This is a genomic window from Chryseobacterium suipulveris (genome assembly GCF_022811685.1).
Classification (GTDB): domain Bacteria; phylum Bacteroidota; class Bacteroidia; order Flavobacteriales; family Weeksellaceae; genus Kaistella; species Kaistella suipulveris.
In genome coordinates this window covers 355,960-375,403 of record NZ_CP094532.1, presented here as the reverse complement: position 1 = coordinate 375,403, position 19,444 = coordinate 355,960, and the positions used below count along the sequence as shown (strand labels likewise).

16 protein-coding genes and 1 other RNA gene are annotated in these 19,444 nt (G+C 39.8%); 9 read left to right on the top strand and 8 right to left on the bottom strand.

Annotated features, from left to right (window positions below; genetic code table 11):
• Nucleotides 1–4: 4 nt before the first annotated feature.
• The 5 genes from MTP09_RS01820 (at nt 5) to MTP09_RS14390 (ending at nt 5,714) form a co-directional block, all read left to right on the top strand.
• On the top strand, nt 5–2,074 hold the full coding sequence (locus tag MTP09_RS01820; protein WP_243550098.1) for a thioredoxin family protein: 2,070 nt from the start codon (nt 5–7) through the stop codon (nt 2,072–2,074).
• Nucleotides 2,075–2,202: 128 nt separating this feature from the next.
• Entirely contained in the window at nt 2,203–2,394 is a 192-nt protein-coding gene (locus MTP09_RS01815) for a hypothetical protein (protein ID WP_243550096.1), read from the top strand.
• A gap of 133 nt (nt 2,395–2,527) precedes the next feature.
• On the top strand, nt 2,528–4,825 hold the full coding sequence (locus tag MTP09_RS01810) for a M14 family zinc carboxypeptidase (protein ID WP_243550094.1): 2,298 nt from the start codon (nt 2,528–2,530) through the stop codon (nt 4,823–4,825).
• 185 nt (nt 4,826–5,010) lie between these two features.
• Nucleotides 5,011–5,421, top strand: coding sequence for a DUF4328 domain-containing protein (locus tag MTP09_RS14395; protein ID WP_263008871.1), 411 nt, complete (start codon nt 5,011–5,013; stop codon nt 5,419–5,421).
• Complete coding sequence (locus tag MTP09_RS14390; protein ID WP_317618765.1) at nt 5,313–5,714, top strand: DUF4328 domain-containing protein; 402 nt, start codon at nt 5,313–5,315, stop codon at nt 5,712–5,714. Before MTP09_RS14395 ends, MTP09_RS14390 begins: the two co-directional genes overlap by 109 nt.
• Nucleotides 5,715–5,764: 50 nt before the next feature.
• Here MTP09_RS14390 and MTP09_RS01800 read toward each other — a convergent pair whose 3' ends face one another.
• Both MTP09_RS01800 and MTP09_RS01795 read right to left on the bottom strand, forming a co-directional pair.
• Nucleotides 5,765–6,274 carry a hypothetical protein gene (locus tag MTP09_RS01800; protein ID WP_243550092.1) on the bottom strand — a complete coding sequence of 170 codons (510 nt, stop codon included), beginning with the start codon at nt 6,272–6,274 and terminating at the stop codon, nt 5,765–5,767.
• A gap of 276 nt (nt 6,275–6,550) precedes the next feature.
• On the bottom strand, nt 6,551–7,066 hold the full coding sequence (locus tag MTP09_RS01795) for a hypothetical protein (RefSeq protein ID WP_243550090.1): 516 nt from the start codon (nt 7,064–7,066) through the stop codon (nt 6,551–6,553).
• Between the two features lie 136 nt (nt 7,067–7,202).
• Here MTP09_RS01795 and MTP09_RS01790 point away from each other — a divergent pair, with 136 nt between their 5' ends.
• From MTP09_RS01790 to MTP09_RS01780, 3 genes are all read left to right on the top strand, one after another.
• Nucleotides 7,203–9,476 (top strand): GH92 family glycosyl hydrolase, encoded by a 2,274-nt coding sequence (locus MTP09_RS01790; RefSeq protein WP_396022234.1) that lies wholly within the window; start codon nt 7,203–7,205, stop codon nt 9,474–9,476.
• Between the two features lie 670 nt (nt 9,477–10,146).
• Nucleotides 10,147–10,368: a PspC family transcriptional regulator gene (locus MTP09_RS01785; protein ID WP_243550088.1), complete on the top strand. Its 222-nt coding sequence runs from the start codon at nt 10,147–10,149 to the stop codon at nt 10,366–10,368.
• Nucleotides 10,369–10,430: 62 nt separating this feature from the next.
• Nucleotides 10,431–10,988 (top strand): GNAT family N-acetyltransferase, encoded by a 558-nt coding sequence (locus MTP09_RS01780; RefSeq protein WP_243550087.1) that lies wholly within the window; start codon nt 10,431–10,433, stop codon nt 10,986–10,988.
• Between the two features lie 255 nt (nt 10,989–11,243).
• Here MTP09_RS01780 and MTP09_RS01775 read toward each other — a convergent pair whose 3' ends face one another.
• The 5 genes from MTP09_RS01775 to MTP09_RS01755 form a co-directional block, all read right to left on the bottom strand.
• Nucleotides 11,244–11,594 (bottom strand): RNA polymerase sigma factor, encoded by a 351-nt coding sequence (locus MTP09_RS01775; protein ID WP_243550085.1) that lies wholly within the window; start codon nt 11,592–11,594, stop codon nt 11,244–11,246.
• A gap of 243 nt (nt 11,595–11,837) precedes the next feature.
• Entirely contained in the window at nt 11,838–12,491 is a 654-nt protein-coding gene (locus MTP09_RS01770) for a T9SS type A sorting domain-containing protein (RefSeq protein WP_243550083.1), read from the bottom strand.
• An 11-nt stretch (nt 12,492–12,502) separates the two neighbouring features.
• The gene (locus tag MTP09_RS01765) at nt 12,503–14,446 is read right to left on the bottom strand and encodes a S8 family peptidase (protein ID WP_243550081.1); all 1,944 of its coding nucleotides are present in this window, start codon (nt 14,444–14,446) and stop codon (nt 12,503–12,505) included.
• A gap of 820 nt (nt 14,447–15,266) precedes the next feature.
• Nucleotides 15,267–15,998 carry an SIMPL domain-containing protein gene (locus MTP09_RS01760; protein WP_243550079.1) on the bottom strand — a complete coding sequence of 244 codons (732 nt, stop codon included), beginning with the start codon at nt 15,996–15,998 and terminating at the stop codon, nt 15,267–15,269.
• 141 nt (nt 15,999–16,139) lie between these two features.
• The gene (locus tag MTP09_RS01755) at nt 16,140–16,934 is read right to left on the bottom strand and encodes a hypothetical protein (protein WP_243550077.1); all 795 of its coding nucleotides are present in this window, start codon (nt 16,932–16,934) and stop codon (nt 16,140–16,142) included.
• Nucleotides 16,935–17,351: 417 nt separating this feature from the next.
• Here MTP09_RS01755 and ssrA point away from each other — a divergent pair.
• Nucleotides 17,352–17,749, top strand: a transfer-messenger RNA (tmRNA) gene (gene ssrA / locus MTP09_RS01750).
• 56 nt (nt 17,750–17,805) lie between these two features.
• Here ssrA and pckA read toward each other — a convergent pair.
• Nucleotides 17,806–19,407 carry a phosphoenolpyruvate carboxykinase (ATP) gene (gene pckA, locus MTP09_RS01745; protein WP_243550075.1) on the bottom strand — a complete coding sequence of 534 codons (1,602 nt, stop codon included), beginning with the start codon at nt 19,405–19,407 and terminating at the stop codon, nt 17,806–17,808.
• Between the last annotated feature and the right edge of the window lie 37 nt (nt 19,408–19,444).

The window sequence follows — 19,444 nt, the reverse complement described above, 5'->3', positions numbered from 1 at the left end:
AAAAATGAAATTCAGAAACTGGTTTAGCCTTGTTTTAATCCTACTTTATGCCGGAATTTCAGCTCAAATTAAAGATCCGGTAAAATTCAAATACACCGTCAATACTTTACCCAACGATGAATACGAAGCGGTTCTTACTGCAACGATGGATAAAGGATGGCACATTTATTCCCAGGATTTGCCGGAAGATTCGGGAATCCCGACAGAAATGAAAGTTTCGTCGAAAGACGGAATCACGCTCATCGGAAAAGTGGTGGAAGTCGGAAAAAAGATCGACGAGTTCTCGGAAGCTTTCGGAGCGCAAATCGTTTACTACTCGAATACAGCGCAGTTTAAGCAAAAATTTAAACTCAAAAATAATTCGAAGCCCGCAAATATTGTTGCAGAAATCACTTACCAAACCTGTGACGACCGAGTTTGTCTCGCTCCCAACACTTTGGAATTTGAGCAGAAAATCACTCCTGCTTCCGCTGCTGCTGAACCTACTGTAAAAGAGGAAGTTCCTGCAACGGTCGCACAAACCAATACTGTTTCAGCTGCAACTACTTCAGAAGTTCCCGTTGTTGCAACAGAAAGCAGTTCGGGTTCGCCAAAAGTTGACGGACTGAAAATGTCGTCCATCGATCACGAAAATCCACTCACGGATTGCGGCGTTACCAAGCAGAAAAACAGCGAAAACTTCTGGACTTACCTGCTCCTCGGATTTTTTGGCGGATTGATCGCTTTGCTTACTCCGTGCGTTTTCCCGATGATTCCGTTAACGGTTTCGTTCTTTACCAAAGGAAAAAAAGATAAAGCAAAAGGTAAGAGAGACGCGATTATTTACGGACTCTTCATCCTTCTGATTTTTGTTCTGCTGAGTGTTCCGTTCCACATTATCGATGGAATTGCGGGGAATATCTTTAATGAAATTTCGACTTCGGTTTGGCTGAATATCTTCTTCTTCGTGATCTTCCTGTTTTTTGCGGGAAGCTTCTTCGGATATTACGACATCACTTTGCCGAGCTCGATCGCCAACAAATCTTCCAAGGCGGAAGAAGCGGGCGGATTGATCGGGATTTTCTTTATGGCGCTTACTTTGGTGATCGTTTCGTTTTCGTGCACCGGTCCAATTTTGGGAAGTTTACTTGGTAGTGCAGTGACTGGTTCCGCAAACGTTCCTTTACTTTTGACTTATGCTTTGGCAGGATTCGGACTGAGTTGGGCGATTGTGTTCGGACTTCTCGCGCTGTTTCCGCAAGCACTTCAAAGTTTGCCAAAATCTGGTGGTTGGATGAACACGGTGAAAGTGGTTCTCGGTTTCATCGAACTCGGATTGGCTTTGAAATTCCTTTCGAAAGCGGATTTGGTTTCTAAGACTTTCTTCCTTAAACGCGAGCTGTTCATTGTTTTGTGGATATTGATCACAATAGGTCTCGTTCTTTATCTGTTCGGGAAAATCAGATTTCCACATGATGACAAAAAACCAAAAATTTCATTAACAAGAAAGCTTTTCGGTGTACTTGGAATCGGCTTTATCATTTATTTGGTTCAGGGTCTTTTTCCAGCAGAAAGACCGAAACTTCAGCATTTAAGCGGAATTCTTCCTCCGATTAATGTGAGTTATCTGCACGATGAGAAAGACGGAATTCTCGGAATGCATCCTGAACACGATCTTTTCAAAGCGCTGGAAATTGCCAAAAAGGAAAACAAGCCACTCCTCGTCGATTTCACTGGATATGGTTGCGAAAACTGCCGTAAAATGGAGGAATTCGTTTGGAGCGAACCCGATATTCTACCTATTCTTCAGAACGACGTTGTACTCGCGTCGCTGTATGTGGACGACAAAGAAGAACTCCCTGAAAGCGAGCAAACCTCGATCGATATGGGGAACGGACAGAAAAAGAAAATCAAAACGATTGGTGACAAGTGGTCGCTGTTTCAGCAGATTAACTTCAACAACAATTCGCAGCCGCACTACGTTCTGATGACTCCCGACGGAAAAGTGATCAACCACCCCGTTTCCGGTTATATGCCGAAAGAGGAATTCAAGAACTTCCTCGTTTGCGGAATTGATTTTTTCAAAAAGAAATAGATATCGGAAATTTTTTCCCATCGAAAAGGGAGAAAAATTACCTTCAAAAAAACTAATAGTTTCAGTCCCTGAATTTTTGTTCGGGGATTTTTTGTGTTGAGGAATTATTGGGAAGCGATATTGCAAATTTGATTAGTGAAGCCAAACTCAAAGCTCCGAAACCTGCAAATTTTACCGTCATCATTAAGCCAACCGATGACGCTAATTACAGAAACTTTGTAGATATGCTCGACAACATGACGCTTACCAACAGTGAACGCTACGGAATTGCCGACATCAGACCCCAGGAAAAAGAAATCTATGTCGCAAGAACTGATTAAGCATAAAATTTCTGCTCAACCGACCACCGCCATAATTTTAAATTTGGCGGTTTTTGTTGGACCGGTTATCGGTGTAACATTCTTTTAATTATCTTTGAATTCTTATGACAATCATAGCAAATCAAAAATCTATATGAAAAAAATCTTACTACTTTTCGTTTTATTCATCAGCTTTTATGGTTTTTCACAGGAAGATTACCAAAAAGTGAGGGTGTTTTTTCAAAATCAGGAAGAATTGAAAAAAGCGGTGAATCTCGCTGAAACCGAACCGCGAACGATGAAAAAGGGAGTTTTCTTCGAATGTGAAATTCCTAAAGACCGCGTCGAGAAAATCCGGAATTCCGGCTTTAAAGTTGAAATCCTTGAACCCAACCTCCGCGAATACTATGACCGGATGGAAAGGGAGTTTCAGGAAAAAGGAGCCACAAATACCTGCACAACTTACAGCATCACCGATCCGGTAAATTATAAGCCAGGAAGCATGGGTGGATATCTTAATTATAATGAAGTTCTGGCAGAGCTCGATCTGATGAAAACCATGTATCCCAATTTGATTACTGCTAAAGCTGCGGTCTCCACTTTCAAAACCTTTGAAAACCGCCCGATCTACCATGTGAAAATCTCCGACAATCCGGAAAGCGACGAAGGCGAGAAGAAGATTCTCTATACCGCACTGCACCACGCGCGAGAACCGGGATCGTCGCAACAGTTAATCTACTTTATGTGGTATATTCTGGAGAACTATGCAACCAATCCTGAAATAAAATCCCTGGTTGACAATTCCGAAATTTACTTCGTCCCTATAGTGAATCCAGACGGTTTTGCCTACAACCAGCAAACCAAACCAAACGGTGGCGGTATGTGGCGCAAAAACCGCCGCTCCGGTTACGGCGTTGATAATAATAGGAATTACAGTTACCAGTGGGGAACAACGGGAACAAGTACCAGTACGACGAGCGACACCTACTGCGGACCAAGTCCTTTTTCTGAACCCGAAAACCAGGCAATCAAATGGCTTTGTGAGCAAAAGCAGTTCAGTGTGGCAATCAATGCACATACGCACGGAAAACTGGTTCTGTATCCGTTTGGTTATGCCTACAATACTCCCACAGTCGACGATCACGCATTCCAGGTTACTTCTGCAGAAATGGTGAAATACAGCGGTTATACGAACCAAATCTCCTCAGAACTTTATCCGGCTTCCGGAGATTCTGATGACTGGATGTATGCCGATACTTCAACCAAGCCGAAAATTTTTGCCTATACTCCAGAGATCGGCTCCAGTTTTTATGAAGCGTCGGGACAAATCAAAAATACCTGCAGAGATATGCTTTACACCAATCTGACTGCATTGAGGATTCTGCATAATTTTGCGGTTTTCGAAGATGATTCAGACGGATTCTTCGCACAACAAAACTCGCAGTTTAAGTATTCACTGAAACGGCTTGGTTTGGTAGAAAACCAGAACTTCACCGTGAAAGTCACCCCAGTAAGTTCAAATATTGAAAGCGTCGGCTCACCGGTGATTCATTCGGCGCTATCGATTGGCACGTCGGTTCCGGGAACAATTGCACTGAACCTGAAACCCGCAATCCAAAACGGTGAAGCAGTAACGTTTAATGTGGAAATTGATAATGGCAGTTATACAACTTCTGAAACAATAACCAAATATTTCGGAACAGTGACCACCAATTTTATCGAACCCGGAAATGCAATCACACAATGGACAAAAACCGGAAGCTGGGGAACAACCACATCGCAATATGTTTCAGCTCCTTCTGCGATCACCGATTCACCTTCAGGTAATTATTCTATCGGAGCAGATACTTACATCAGAACCACAAATCCCATTAATCTTACCTCCGCATCGCATGCTTTGCTGGAATTCTATGCGAAATGGAATATCGAAAAAGGATATGATTTTGCAGTGCTGGAAGCATCAACCAACGGAACAACTTGGCAACCGCTTTGTGGCAAATACACCACTACCGGAACAAGCAGCCAGATTTCCGGTGCACCGGTTTATGACGGGATTCAAAATACATGGGTAAAAGAACAGGTGAACCTTGCAGATTTCGTCGGGCAACAGCTTTACTTGCGTTTCCGACTTAAAAGTGATGCTTCTGTAACAGGGGACGGTTTCTATTTTGACGACTTTTCGGTGAAATCGATTTCAACTGCATCGATGGCGGTTGCTGATGCTAATTCTCAATCGGTAAAAATTTACCCAAATCCTGCTTCAGACAAGCTGTTTGTGAAAAACCAAGGAAGGTTCACTTCCTACAAAATCCATTCGGTAACCGGACAATTGCTGCAGCAAGGGAAAACAGATGGATCGGTTGAGATTTCGAGACTCGGCAACGGCGTTTATTTTATCGAGCTTTCAGATGGAGCAACATCGATCCGTGAAAAGTTTGTGGTGAAGAAATAAAGACCAACTATTAAATTGAAATATGCGGAAACCCACCAGAAAGTTATGGTGGGTTTTCTATATCAATTTTAAGTAAAAATGCTCTGGTCCGCTGAAAAGTAAATTTTTCACCAATCACATCGCGGGTAAAACTAAATTTGAAAAAAAATAAACACCTTTTAAAAAAAAATCAAACCGAAATTTCAATGAAGAACTTGAGACCGAACGAACAAAGGGCAAAAAACGCCATCATTTTGATATGGATTATTCTGGGATTAGAAATCATTTCACTGATTTCCGGGTTTTCACAATATTCGCTGCTTCAGTCAGCCGTCAATGGATCCGAAATCAGTGAAGCTGCCGCAGATTCAAATGACAATCGTGAATCGCTGATCGGCATAGTATTTATACTCACCTGTATTGTTTCCGTTGTTACTTTTATCATGTGGTTCAGAAGGGCTTATTTCAACCTACACCAAATGATCCGCAACCTTTCCCACGATGAAAGTTGGGCAGCAGGAAGTTGGTTCGTTCCTATTCTGAACCTGTTCAGACATGTCTCGATTATGAAGGAAATGTATGTGCGTCCGAAAGAATTCTTAACAGCAGAGGAATAAACGCACGACAATTCCTATCAACTTCTCACGTCAGTTGGTGGTGGTTTTTCTGGATTATTGGGAATATTCTCGGGAATTTTTACTTCCGTTATGCAATGAGAGCGGAGACTATTGAAGAGCTCATTACCAGTACCCAAACCAGCATGGTCATAAATATCTGGGGAATTCCTTTGGCTCTTTTGGCGATAAAGGTGATCAAAGATTATTCGAAAGCCGAACCTTTACTGATGAAAATAAGACAGGAACAATTAGCAGCAAACGAGGGTACAACCACGCCTCAACCTCAACAATAAAAAAATCGCCAGAGTTTACACTTCGGCGATCTGCTATAGAAATTGATATTTTAAGGATTCGTAACCGGCACGCTGCTGAAACCAATCGACGTTCTTACGGTAACATCAGTAGTTGGCGACTGTTTCAAAACATAAACGATTCGTTGCTGCACGGAACCCGTTTTCATAATATGGTCGAGCGTTGAAGTAGAGTTCAGATCCAAAGCAAGGGAAGTTCCCACATTATCAGGAATATTTTCTCTGGATGCAACCAAAACTTCGTTGCTGCTGTTGTTCGACAAATAAACTTTTACCGATTTGAAAATTCCCATACTTGCGCCAGAACTTACCGACATGGTCGCGTTGGAAACTCGGATATCTTTCACGTTTGCGCCGGCTCCGGTGATTTGGTTAATGCTTTGTGCGGTAGAAACTGCAGACAAAGTCGTGTTCGCCGGTGATCCCGACGTTACCAGAACGGTCGCGTTATAGGGAAACGTATTCTGAAGAATCGATGAAACTGTGGAGCAGCTTGCCAAAGTTGCCGTGGCAACAACTGCAGATAAAAATAAATTTTTCATAGTAGTTATTATTAAATAACTCCTCTCATTCAGAAATTGTACCAACGAGAGATTTTAACAGAAGATTAACAGCGATGATAATAGCATTTGTTTCACAAAGTACATTTCCTCTTTGTCTGCCTTCGATAAGCGATAGCGCCTTCGTTTAGCTTATTACGAGTGACAATAGTCAGATTATCTTGTTTTAGCTTTGCGAGAATTTTTTCCGCACAATTAAAAGTAAAAATTAAAGTCTACATCAGATAGTTGTCTTTAGATTTTAAAGTAAAAACTCGCTTAATGCAGCTCGATCTCGAATTTGCCTTTTGTTTCTCCCGATGCCATATTGCTTTTCGAAACAATGAGCCAAATCTCGCCTTTTTGTTTGATGTCGTGAGATATTTCTCTTCCGAAAGGTCCGTCATAATCACCATTCGCCAATTTGATCTGGTTGAAACGTATGTTCATTTCGGGATTTTCAGGAAGTATTTTACCCGAGATTTTATTTCCGTTAAAATTTTTGATTTTTAAAACGTATTCCTGTTGGTCGCCAGTAAATTCATCGTGGATTTTGAGCGGAATCATATCACCGTTAATGGTTTTGATAATCTTGTTTCCTTCCACCACGCGGAAAGCATCAGTAGGTTTTGTTTCCGGTTCGGAAATAGGAACGACGCCTTCTGTCAAAGTATCGGGATTATTGTCGGGAACAGTAACTACCGGAGAATCGGAATGTTCAGCTGTTTCGGAAACGGCTTCTTTCTTGGTGCAGGAAAACAGTAGGAAAACTCCCGCTAAAATCGCGTATCTCATTTGGAATGATTTAAAAAACTGTTTTAAAACCAGCGAAAACCATTCCGAAAACCAACTTTGCAGATCAAGCCCAAATTTTATTTATCTTTATTCTCGCTTTTTCCGGAAAAGCACACCTAATGCAAAAACTTCCAAGATGAAAACCTTGTTTACCTTTCTTTCCTTATCTTTTTTCGTTATGTCAAATTCGCAGAAACTTACTTCATACGTCAATCCGTTTGTCGGGACCAAAAATATGGGGCACACTTTTCCCGGAGCAACCGCGCCGTTTGGAATGGTGCAACTTTCGCCTGAAACCAACCAAGTTCCGTATGCGATCGACGGCAAATACAATCCCGAAACCTACCGATATTGTTCCGGTTATCAATACGACGACAAAACAATTTTCGGTTTTGCGCACACCCATTTCAGCGGAGTTGGCCATTCTGATTTGGGCGATTTTCTGATGATGCCGACAGTGGGAAAACTCACTTTAGAACCAGGAACAGCAGAGTTGCCGAAAAGTGGATATCATTCACAATTCACAAAAAATACCGAAAAAGCCAGTCCGGGATTTTACGAAGTGGTGCTCGATGATTACGGAATTAAGGCAGAGTTGACGGCGAGTGAAAGAGTAGGTTTCCATCGCTACACTTTTCCAAAGTCGACTGAATCGCACATTATTTTGGATTTGATGTCGAATATTTACAATTACGACTCGAAAAATGTGTGGACATTTGTAAGGGTTGAAGACAATCAAACCGTGACAGGATACCGCGAAACGACAGGTTGGGCAAGAACGAAGAAAGTATTTTTTGCGATGAAATTTTCGAAACCGTTTAAGAAATATGGCAGAAAACGTTATGAGAAAGTCGAGTACAATGGATTCTACAGAAAATTTAACGAAGATGAAAACTTCCCGGAATTTGCGGGAAGACAAATCCGTTGCTACTTTGATTTCGACACCACAGAAAATGAGCAGATTCTGGTGAAATTCGCGCTTTCGAACACCTCAACTTCGGGAGCAATGAAAAACCTTGAAGCCGAAATTCCACACTGGGATTTTGAAAAAACCAAAAAAGAAACCGAAGCGAAATGGGAAAAAGAGCTCTCCAAAATCGAGGTGGAGACTTTAACGGAAAACGATAAAACCACTTTCTACACCGCCTTGTATCACACGATGATGTCGCCCATTCTTTACCAGGATGTGGACGGGATATATCTTGACATCGATCAAAATATTCACAACGCTAAAGATTTTACCAATTACACCGTTTTTTCGCTGTGGGACACTTATCGAGCGCTGCATCCCTTGTACAATATTATTCAGCCGAAAAGAAATAATGATTTCATCAAATCGATGCTTTCTCATGCGCGACACAGCGTGCATAAAGCATTGCCAATCTGGTCGCATTACGCCAACGAGAATTGGTGTATGATCGGCTATCACGCGGTTTCGGTTTTGGCAGATGCAGTTGCAAAAAACACAACCGATGCAGATTTGAAGGCGATGCTGAACGCAAGTGTAACTTCATCCAACCTAAAATATTATGACGGAATTGGCGACTATCTGAAGTACGGTTACGTTCCCGAAGACAAGTCTTCTTCATCCGTTTCAAAGACTTTGGAATATGCATACGACGATTGGTGTATCGCGCAGCTCGCAAAAAAATCCGGAGACAAAAATCTTGAAAATGAATACCTGAAACGCAGCGAAAACTACCGAAATTTGTACAACCCGCAATCCGGATTTATGCATCCGAAACTTTCCGATGGAACTTTCAAGAAAGATTTCGATCCGATGGATACTCACGGACAGGGATTTATCGAGGGAAATGCCTTTAATTACGGACTTTATGTTCCACAGAATATTCCGGAAATGATTAAAATGATGGGCGGAAAAAACAAATTTTCAAAGCACCTTGATGAAATTTTCACCACCGAAATCGCCGAAAAATACATCGAGAAAAACGAGGACATCACCCGCGACGGAATCATCGGGAATTACGTTCACGGCAACGAACCGGGACACCACATTCCGTACCTGTACAATTTCACCAACGATCCGTGGAAAACCCAGGAAAGAGTGCGGATGATTATGAGAAAAATGTATTCGCACGGTGAGGACGGACTTTGCGGTAACGATGATGCAGGACAAATGTCGGCGTGGTATGTTTTCTCGGCGATGGGTTTTTATCCGGTTTTGCCGGGATCGGATGAATATCAGTTGGGATCACCACTGTTAATATCGGCGAAGATTAATTTGGAAAATGGAAAAACTTTAAAAATCAGAACGGAAAACCAGTCGGAGAAGAATGTGTATGTTTCCAAAATCTTGGTTAATGGAAAGGAAATTAAGAACCAAACGTTGAAGCATTCCGATATTGCGAATGGTGGGGAAATCGTTTTTATAATGAGTGGGAAGCGGTGATTTCCTGAAGCGCGGCAATCTAACGAATGTACAAATGTCACGTCAAGAAACGCAAAGGTCTACTTTTAAAATCTTTTACTTTTGCCTTGATGCAAAAGTAACCAAAAATCAAGACTGGATCTTTTTGCTAAAAATTGAAGTTTCTTCCTACAAAATTTGCCTCTCAAGTTCGGCGAACCACTGCGTTAGGTTTCCAAAACTTGCACGGAACCAAGTTTTGTCTTCGATTCACAATTTTTGCCGCGCTTCGAACAGTGGAGATTTTTATGCGGGATATGTAGAAAGACTCGTCTTGAAGAAACTTCAATTTTTCTTGACGCAAAAATCTCCGAGGTCGAAAGGAATGCGGTTACTAAAAGAAATATTCGTGCATTAGTGGCAAATCATTGTGCGTAATCCCCGAAATCTGCGAGACAAAAAACGCAAAGATTATTTCCTTTTACACTCGATTTAAGTTTGCAAAGTCTTATCCGCTAAAGCGAATTGATGAAGCGGTCACTTAATCAGCGGATTTATTCGTCATCTTTGCCTTCTACATATTTATTAAGAGTAAAACTTTGCCGTTGATTTCCCCGCTGATTGCGTTGTTGACGCAGATTTTTTGCGACCATAATAACTTTGTCGAAGTCATTAAAATCTCTATCTTTGAACTTCAAATTATAGCAAAGAAATGCTCGACAATTTACGGCACAAAATGGAAAGACAGTGGTTCGGCGTTCTCACAAGAATGGGCGCGAAACTGGGAATTCCCGTATCAAAACTCCGGGTGTTCTTCATCTACTCCACATTTGCGACAGCGGGCGTGTTCTTCCTCATTTATCTAGGACTGGCTTTTACGCTTTGGATCAAGGATATGTTTATCACGAGAAGACCGGGCGTTTTCGATCTTTAATCAGCTCCAAACCTTTCACCTTTTTTTCGGAATAATAATTGCCATGCAAAAAGCAAACAGTTTTGCAACAGTTATCACTCATCACCTATCACTCATCACTCATCATCATGGAATACCTTGAACTCACTGCTCCCGATGATTTCCGGGCAAAAGAAATTTACGAATCCTATTGCCAAGCCTTTATCGAAGATGAAAGGAGGAACGAGAAACAGTTTCAGCGGCTTTTTTCAAACCCAAATGTAAAAGTAGTCGCGGTTATCGACGACCTGCAGAGTATTGGCTATATGATGATCTGGGAACTGACGGATTTTGTTTTTGTGGAACATCTGGAAATTTTCGCCGAACACCGCAACAAAAGATACGGCACCGAAATCCTTAACCATCTTTTCAGAAACTACGCGCGAATCGTGTTGGAAACCGAACCCGAAAATGATGATCCGAATACCAAAAGAAGAATTTCATTTTATGAAAGAAACGGTTTCGCGGTGATTGACGACAGTTACGTTCAACCCTGTTACGAGGAAGGAAAAAATCCATTGAACCTGCTTCTTCTCGCCAACTGGAATCCCGAAAAAACCGAGCGGATCAAAGAGGAGATTTATGATGTGGTGTATTGCTAAAGTTTGAGGTTTGAGGTTTGAGGTTTGAGGTTTGAGGTTGTATGTCTTCAAAAGAAAGTGTACTTTAGAGAGTGTTTTCTGTTTCAAATATAGAATTTAAAGTTTAGTTTTTTGCTTTTAGAGCTTGTTTAAATTTTATTCAAAAAAAAAAAACATATCGGAAATTTTCTTTACCCCGTCCCTAAAGGGAGGAAAATTTCCTTCCAAATAAACCTGAATTTGCTCCTTTTAGGGTTGGGGAAAACAAATTCAGGTTTATTTGGTAAAATTTAAACAGGCTCTAAATTTGTTATCTACTATTTTCTCAATTTCAATTATAGAGATTTTCTTTTTCTGAAGATAATTTATAGTTGTATTATAAGCAATGTTAGCAATCCAAGTTGATAATTTAGATTTGAATTGAAATGAAGACAAATTTTGGTAGGCCTTCAGATAAACATCTTGTACAAGGTCTTTTTGGTCGTCTTCATTGGACGTCATTTTCCGTACAATATGAGTTACCAATTTTTCTGTATTTTTTACCACGATAGCAAAGCCTTGAATGTTTCCATTCAATATATTTGTAACAATAGTCTTGTCAGAAAAATGGTCGCTTTCATTGCTCATACTTCTTTAGTAGACAAGTAAATTAAAGTTCGGTTGCAAAAAAAATGCTTTTTTACAAATCATCTGTGGCTTGAGTAAGTTTTTAAACTTGCAGGTAACGGATGGGTATTTCTGCAGGCGGGATAAAAATAGGAAAACTTTGTACTTGCTAAAAACGTAATTAATCGCTAAAATCTTCGATAAAAACTTCATACCCGCTTGTAGAAATAGCTGGTTAGGCGACGTTTTTTTTATACGAAATTATTATTCTTTGATAATTTTTTTACTTATTTTTTTACCTGATTTTGTAATCGCAGTAATTATATAAATACCTTTTGCTAATGTAGAAACATTAATAGATTTTTCTTTTCTAGAAATCTGCTTTATCAATTTACCGGAAAGGTCTGTAATGTTTATATTGGAAACCTGTTCAGAAAAAATAAGAGTGTCTTTCACAGGGTTAGGATAAAAATTTATACTATTTTTTCCATTAACATCCATCGTACCTAAAGATATAGTTCCATTAAAAGGATTCGTAAAATCTAAAGCTGCCGTATCTTCTAAAAAACCATTATCAATAAAACTGCAAACCCCCGGATTTGCACGATAAATTTTTACTATAAATATATAATTGCCTGAAATAGATGGAATATTAACGTCAAAATCATTCTCAAGATTACTTATAGCAGGTACAGTATACATGTTGTAACAAACTTTTAAAGTCACGATATTACCGCTAATCTCACTTGTGTAGATGTTATAAGTAGCCAAATCTGGAGAATAGACTTTCAGATTTGCTCTAATTTGGCTTTCACTTAATTGCGTAATATTTAATCCAGTTATGAACAAATTTTGATTTTGGGATAATGCACTTCCATACATTAAAAAGAAGATGCAGAATGTAATTATATTTTTCATAATTATATCTTTTATTGTTTGATTAAAGTTTTAGAATCTACTATTTTGCCATTTACAATTAATGCAACTGTATAAAATCCCGAAACATAATTGCTAACATTTATATTGGTTTCAGTTCCAAAAATATCCAAACTGTAATTATTAACAGAAGTATTTCCAGTTTGCTTAATAATTACTACGGATGCGGAATTTGCTCCATCTAGTTTATATTTTACATTTATAACATTACTTGACGGGTTTGGGGCAATGATTTCTAATGTACTTTGTTGTGGAGTTTCTTGTATGCCCTGCTCACAAGGATTTGTGGAAAGTAAACTTCTTGCCATCAAAACTGCTGCGTGTGCATCAACCAAACCATAACCTATTTGCTCATTCCAAATTCCATTAGGCTTACTTGGATAAGTTGTATAATAATATAAATCTGTTCTGATTTTTTGTGAGGTTTGATCTATAATATCTCTTACTTGTTGACCTGATAAACAGGGGTTAACAGATAATATCAAAGCCGCTATTCCAGAAACATGAGGTGCCGCAAATGATGTTCCGTCATCTGACGTAATACTTTGAGTAGGAGCAGTTGTCCAAATACCGACACCCGGCGCAACTACATCTAATTTATTACCATATGCTGAAAAAGTAGCTTTACTACCATTACTTGCAATTGCACCAACTGTTACAATTCGCTCATCAAAACTACCCGGATAAAGTACATTTGAACCATTATTACCTGCTGAAAAAACAACCACGCAACCTTTTCCATCACGACCATATTCAATCGCGTTGATAATAGCTTCTTCTAATAACTGACTATCCAACCAACTTGCTGCAGAATACCAAGAATTATTAATAACATCTGCATTTTCCATTTCCCACGCCCAAGTTATTCCAGACGCAAGTTGAGCAGAAATTGTTGTATAAAGAAGTGCTTCATGAGTATCTTTTTTTAAATCATGACTTATTGGGATTATTTTGGATTTTGGTGCTACACCTGCTACTTGTAGATTATTCCGTTCTGCGGCGATTATTCCAGCTACTTTTGTTCCGTGCGTATTTCCAGTTATATAAACACTACCACTATTACCAGATTGAGCATCATATCCAGCACTACCAATATTTGCAGTTAAATCAAGGTGAGGAAAATAAATGCCTTGATCCACAACAGCAACATTAATATTTGCACCTTTGCTAATCAGCCAAGCTTGACAAGCATTAATATCAATAGAAGAATTTGTATTATTTTTTAATCCCCATAACCTGTAAAAATCTGGGTCATAGGAGCATGTTGCATCATTATTGGCACCACCGCCAGGAATTGCTTTGTTAATAGTGGTTTCCATTTCACCATCACTATTCATGTCAAAAGTAAAATTGAACATAAAGGCAGGATCAACAGTATCAAATAAACCTGTTTCATAAAATTGGTTTCCCAATTCAAGCGAAGAAATACTGTTTCCATTTGACACTGCGACGATATACCATTTGGGCATGTTTGGTACCTGCTTTACAATATCTGCACCTTTTACTAATGCTGTTTGGTTGAGAATACTAAAATCACTAATATCCTTTAGTTTAACATAAAAATATTTTGAAATACCAACTGATAGCTCACCGTTCTCATTTTCAAAAAATAATCCCACATGTTCTACATTTGGCAATTGTTTTAATTCATTCAGTTTTTGGAAATATGTTTGATTGTCAGTCGGCTCATTACTTAATTTGAGGTGCGTAAACTTTGTGTTTACCGAATTAATATCATCTATCAATATATAATCTTCAACTCCTAAATTGGCTGTAGAAGATGTATCAAAGTTATTATTTGTAAACAAATAAAAAGATTTTTTATTGACGGTAAGATATTTCTTTTGTCCCTTGTAATAGTAATAAAAATCAGTTTGAGCATTTAAAAAGCCAAACACTACAAACAGAAAAGTTAGAAGGTAAATTCTTTTTCTCATAAGTTGAAAGTTTTATTAGGTGTGTTAAACAAATATAATTAATTTTCATACAATTAAAAAAAAGCAATTATTTACAGGGTTAACTAATAATAAATAGATGGTTAGTTATATTCTGTTAATAATTAAAACTTTATTCCGAAATAGATTTATTTAAACACTTTATTTATAAAATGACGCCTAACTCCCAAATATACGCAATCCCTTAACACAAAAAGTCCTCGAACGAAAATTCTGGGAAGTAGAAAACGTATTCACCAATTGATGCTCATTTTCTTGAGTAGCAAAATAAACAGAATTTTGTTTCATTAAAAAACTGGGACAAATATTAACAAAGAAATATCTTGAATTAGATTTCCGACTTCTCTTACGTTTCCGAAGTTAAGGTGTCTAGAGTTCTTTGGAACTCTTTGTTGCTAAAAACCAAAATGTACACTGAATTTTTTTTTAAGATACTATCATTTAAGTGTAAGGTTGCGACTTTTTTTCCATTGGAAAATAAATTTCTATTATTTTTCCTGTTGAAAGTTCAGCTTTATACTTGCCGTGGTCAGCTTTATCACTTACTCTTCATTTAATATTTGACTCCGATGAGCATCACGAAAAAAGCCGAAAAAGCCGAGCACACTTATTAATCCGAAAATGAAAAACAATAGAATCGATAACACGACCTTATCTTCTTTTCGTAAAATAATGTTGCTTGACTGAATCATATTTTCTTTATGAAAACTTGAAATGCTTTATCTCCCAAATATACACAATCCCTTGACACAAAAAATCCCCGAAAGAAAATCCGGGGAAATATTTTTCTTTGTTACAGTTATTAGTCCACTCCGTATTCGAGTTTGATGGTGATGCTCGCTTCCTTGTCTTTCGACGAGGTGTTGAAGGTTCCGCCATAGGAATATTCTTCGGTGGAGTTTGGAGCCGTGATCTGCGTGATTCCCATGGTTGCCTTTTTCAGCTTGCCAAGTTTACTTCCTGCATTTTCAGCAATTTTCTCGGCGCGCTGTTTGGCGTCTTTGGTTGCATCGGCGATCATCTGGTGCTTCACATCTGCCAATTTGGAGTAGAAATAATTCGGCGGCGAAGAGGTGAATTCAATTCCCAGATTGATAATCTCGGTGATGTTTCGGGAAAGGTTTTCAATTTTTGCAACGTCCTTGCTGTCGATAGAAACGGTCTGCGAAAGCTGGTAACCAGCGAATGTCTGGATGCTTCTTCCATTGGCGTCGGAACCATAATTAAATTGCTTTTGGGTATCCACGGCGGAAAAAACAATCTGGTCCTTCGGAATTCCTTTCGAAGTCAGGTAATTTTCGATCACCCTTTTGTCATTGGAAAGTTCGTCGTATGCGGATTTCAGTTCGAAACTGGTGCGTGAAAAATTTCCGCTCCAGGTAATGAGGTCGGAAGTGAATTTCTTAGTACCCAAACCGGTAACCGAAATCGTATTTTGGGACTGGTTCCTGTTCTTGATGGCACTTCCCAAAAGAGCGACACCAATGATGAAACCAAGCGCGGCAATCGAAATTGCGATGATGTTTCTGTTCATAAAAGATGGAGGGTTTTCATTAATAACTTTTTGAAGATGAAATTATTGCACCAAATCTTATTCCAAATTTTAAGATTTCATTAACTTTTTGTTAAGGTTTGTTTAACTTTTGTTAAGAAAGTAAAAACACCTGTAAATTTACTACGTTTTGACTTTCCGGGTTTTGACATATTCTTGGTAAGCCAACCGCATATCATTGGAAATTGCACTGCTGTTAAAGTTGTTTCTGTATTTCTTGACGAGGGAAAAATTATTGTCCGCATAAATCAGGAAACGGTCTATCTCCTCTTCGTCCCAACCTTGCGAAGTATAGAAGCTAAGGTCGATTTCGTTTTTCACGCGACGGTAGAATTCCTGGGTTTCGGCGTAGTTGGCGGTCGTTAAAGGATTTTTGGTTGCTTTCCCCACTAATTTTATTGCGGCAAAAGCTAACCCGATAAAATCTATTCCGCCATTCATTTTCTGAGTGTCAAAAGCAGAAGGTGTTGTAAGTTTTGGTGGAACTTCCGACAATGGCGTCCTCATATAGGAATCCATCGAGGAGTTGAGCGCGACCACCTTCTTCGGCGGATCAAGTGTTTTGGAATCTTTCTTCAGATTTCCTGTCGGCTGAAACGCGATTTCCACTTCGGTAATCAGATAAGGAACTTTGTTCAAGGAAATATTCAATGGATGAGAATAGTCATCGGCGGAAATCTTTTTATCGAATCTTTCGAAGCCACTTTTCACAAAACGAAGTTCGTCATAGGGTTTAGCGCTGATCATAAAGTTGCCGTCTTTGTCGGTCAGCACTTTTTCACCCGAACGTATATTGATGACCACAGTCTCTACAATCTCATTTCCGAACTCAGATTTGACTTTACCGAAAATGTATTCCTGCGAAAATGCCGTAACTGAAATTAGGATAAAAAAAACAGACAGTAATCTTGTTTTCATGCGCATAATTTTGGTTAAAGGTAAAATTCTTTTCGTTTGGTTTTCAAAGTTTAACCGCTGTTAACGGGTTTTAAGAGAATTTTAGAAATTGCTTAGTTAATAACATTCCTGGTTTCTTTGACAAAAATGTGATTAGAAACGGAAATTCCGCGTGAGGGATAGCAGCGGAAATCCTTTTTTTGGTTGCCGAAATTGGACCTTTGAAATGACATTCGATCACCAAAAAAAAGATTGCAGCGAATAGCCCGACCCGAACGAGTAAATGGATGCCGATGAAATCGGGAGGAATGACCGAGTGAGGGACACGCCCAGATTGTGTGTATGTGTTGGAGTTTTGGAGTGTCGGCGAGTGGATGAGTTGGTGTGTATGCGAATTCGAAATATTTTTTCTTTATCTTTGCACTCTTACAAAAATCCGGGGCAGACTGGTTTCGACAGCAAGATCAGCGGGTAAGTAAGCATGCAGAGAACCGTGGCGCGATCTCTTAAATCCCTTGTCACAAAATTTAACTGGCAACCAAGAGTTTGCTCTTGCTGCTTAATCCGAAGTATAGTAGGATAAGCGTTTTCCCGAAGTATAGTAAGGAAACAAGATGTCTCACCAAAGTTCTGTTTCGCGACGTTGGATTCTGGGGCATAGCAATGCGGAAATAAGTTCTGAAGGACTCCGATTCAGGAACGAAAATTTTAGGAGATAAGCCGTGTGTTGGGTGTTCGCTCTCTGCCCACGGTCGAAAAGCAATAGCGAAATAAGCATGTAGAAATCTTATGTGTTGCTTGTTTGGACGAGGGTTCGAATCCCTCCTGCTCCACAACCCAATAAAAAAACCACCTTTTGCCAGGGTGGTTTTTTTTGTATTAAAAATTTGTTTTACAACTGCGGTCCCGCTGCAACCAATCGTTTTCCTTCTTCGGTGTCGCAGTACTGCTCGAAGTTAGCAACATATTTCGCGCCGAGATCTCTCGCTTTTTTCTCCCATTCGGAAGCGTCGGCGTAAGTGTGTCTCGGATCCAGGATTCCTTCGGAAACGTTCGGAAGTTTGGTCGGAATCTCGAGATTTAGAATTGGCACGACTGCTTTTTCTGCACCGTCGATTGAGCCGTCGATGATTGCGTCGATGATTGCACGCGTATCTTTCAGTGAAATTCTTTTGCCCGTTCCGTTCCAGCCAGTATTTACCAAGTATGCTCTTGCTCCGTGCTCTTTCATTTTACCGATCAATGTTTTGGAATACATTGTTGGGTGCAGCGTAAGGAACGCCTCACCAAATGCCGGTGAAAACGAAGGTTGCGGTTCGGTGATTCCTCTCTCTGTTCCCGCCAGTTTGGAGGTGTATCCGCAAAGGAAGTGGTACTGCGCCTGATCGTCATTCAAGATTGAAACCGGAGGCAATACCCCGAACGCATCTGCTGAAAGGTAAACGATTTTCTTGGCGTGTCCTGCTTTCGAAGGAAGCACAATTTTGTTGATATGGTAAATCGGGTAAGAAACTCTGGTGTTTTCGGTAATCGAATTGTCTTTGTAATCTGCTTCGCCGTATTCGTTGACCACCACGTTTTCCAGGAGTGAATCTCTTCTGATCGCACGGAAAATATCCGGTTCTTTTTCCTCGGTAAGGTCGATTACTTTTGCGTAGCAACCGCCTTCGTAATTGAAAACACCGTGATCATCCCATCCGTGTTCGTCGTCACCGATCAAATATCTTTTAGGGTCAGCTGAAAGTGTCGTTTTACCCGTTCCGGAAAGTCCAAAGAAAAGGGCAACATCGCCATCTTCACCCACGTTTGCAGAACAGTGCATTGATGCCATTCCTTTTAGTGGGAGATAATAGTTCATCATCGCAAACATTCCCTTCTTCATTTCGCCGCCGTACCAAGTTCCACCGATGATCTGCATTTTCTCTGTCAAGCTGAACATCACGAAGTTTTCGGAATTTAGTCCCTGCTCTTTCCAGTTAGGGTTGGTTGTTTTGGAACCGTTCATCACAATAAAGTCCGGCTCACCAAAATGTTCCAGTTCGTAGATTGATGGGCGGATAAACATATTGGTCACGAAATGCGCTTGCCACGCAACTTCCATAATGAATCTCACTTTCAGTCGGGTATCCGGATTGGTTCCGCAGAAAGCATCAACCACATAAATCTTCTTTGAAGTCGATAACTGTTTCAAAACCAATTTCTTGCAGCTGTCGAAAATTTCAGGTGTTGTCGGCAAGTTCACACTACCCCAATCGATGGTATCTTTGGTTATGTCATCCTTTACAATGTACCTGTCTTTTGGCGAACGTCCCGTAAAAATCCCGGTTTTCACGGCAACAGCACCGGATTCGGTTACTGCTCCTTTTTCAAAACCTTTGTTTTTGATGGACATTTCTGCATTGTACAGCTCCTCGTAAGACGGGTTATATACCACTTCCTGGTAACCGGTGATTCCCAAATCGTGTAACTGCTGAATGATTTTGATGTTTTTCATAGCGACTTTTTAATGTAGGATTTAATAAAAAAACAAA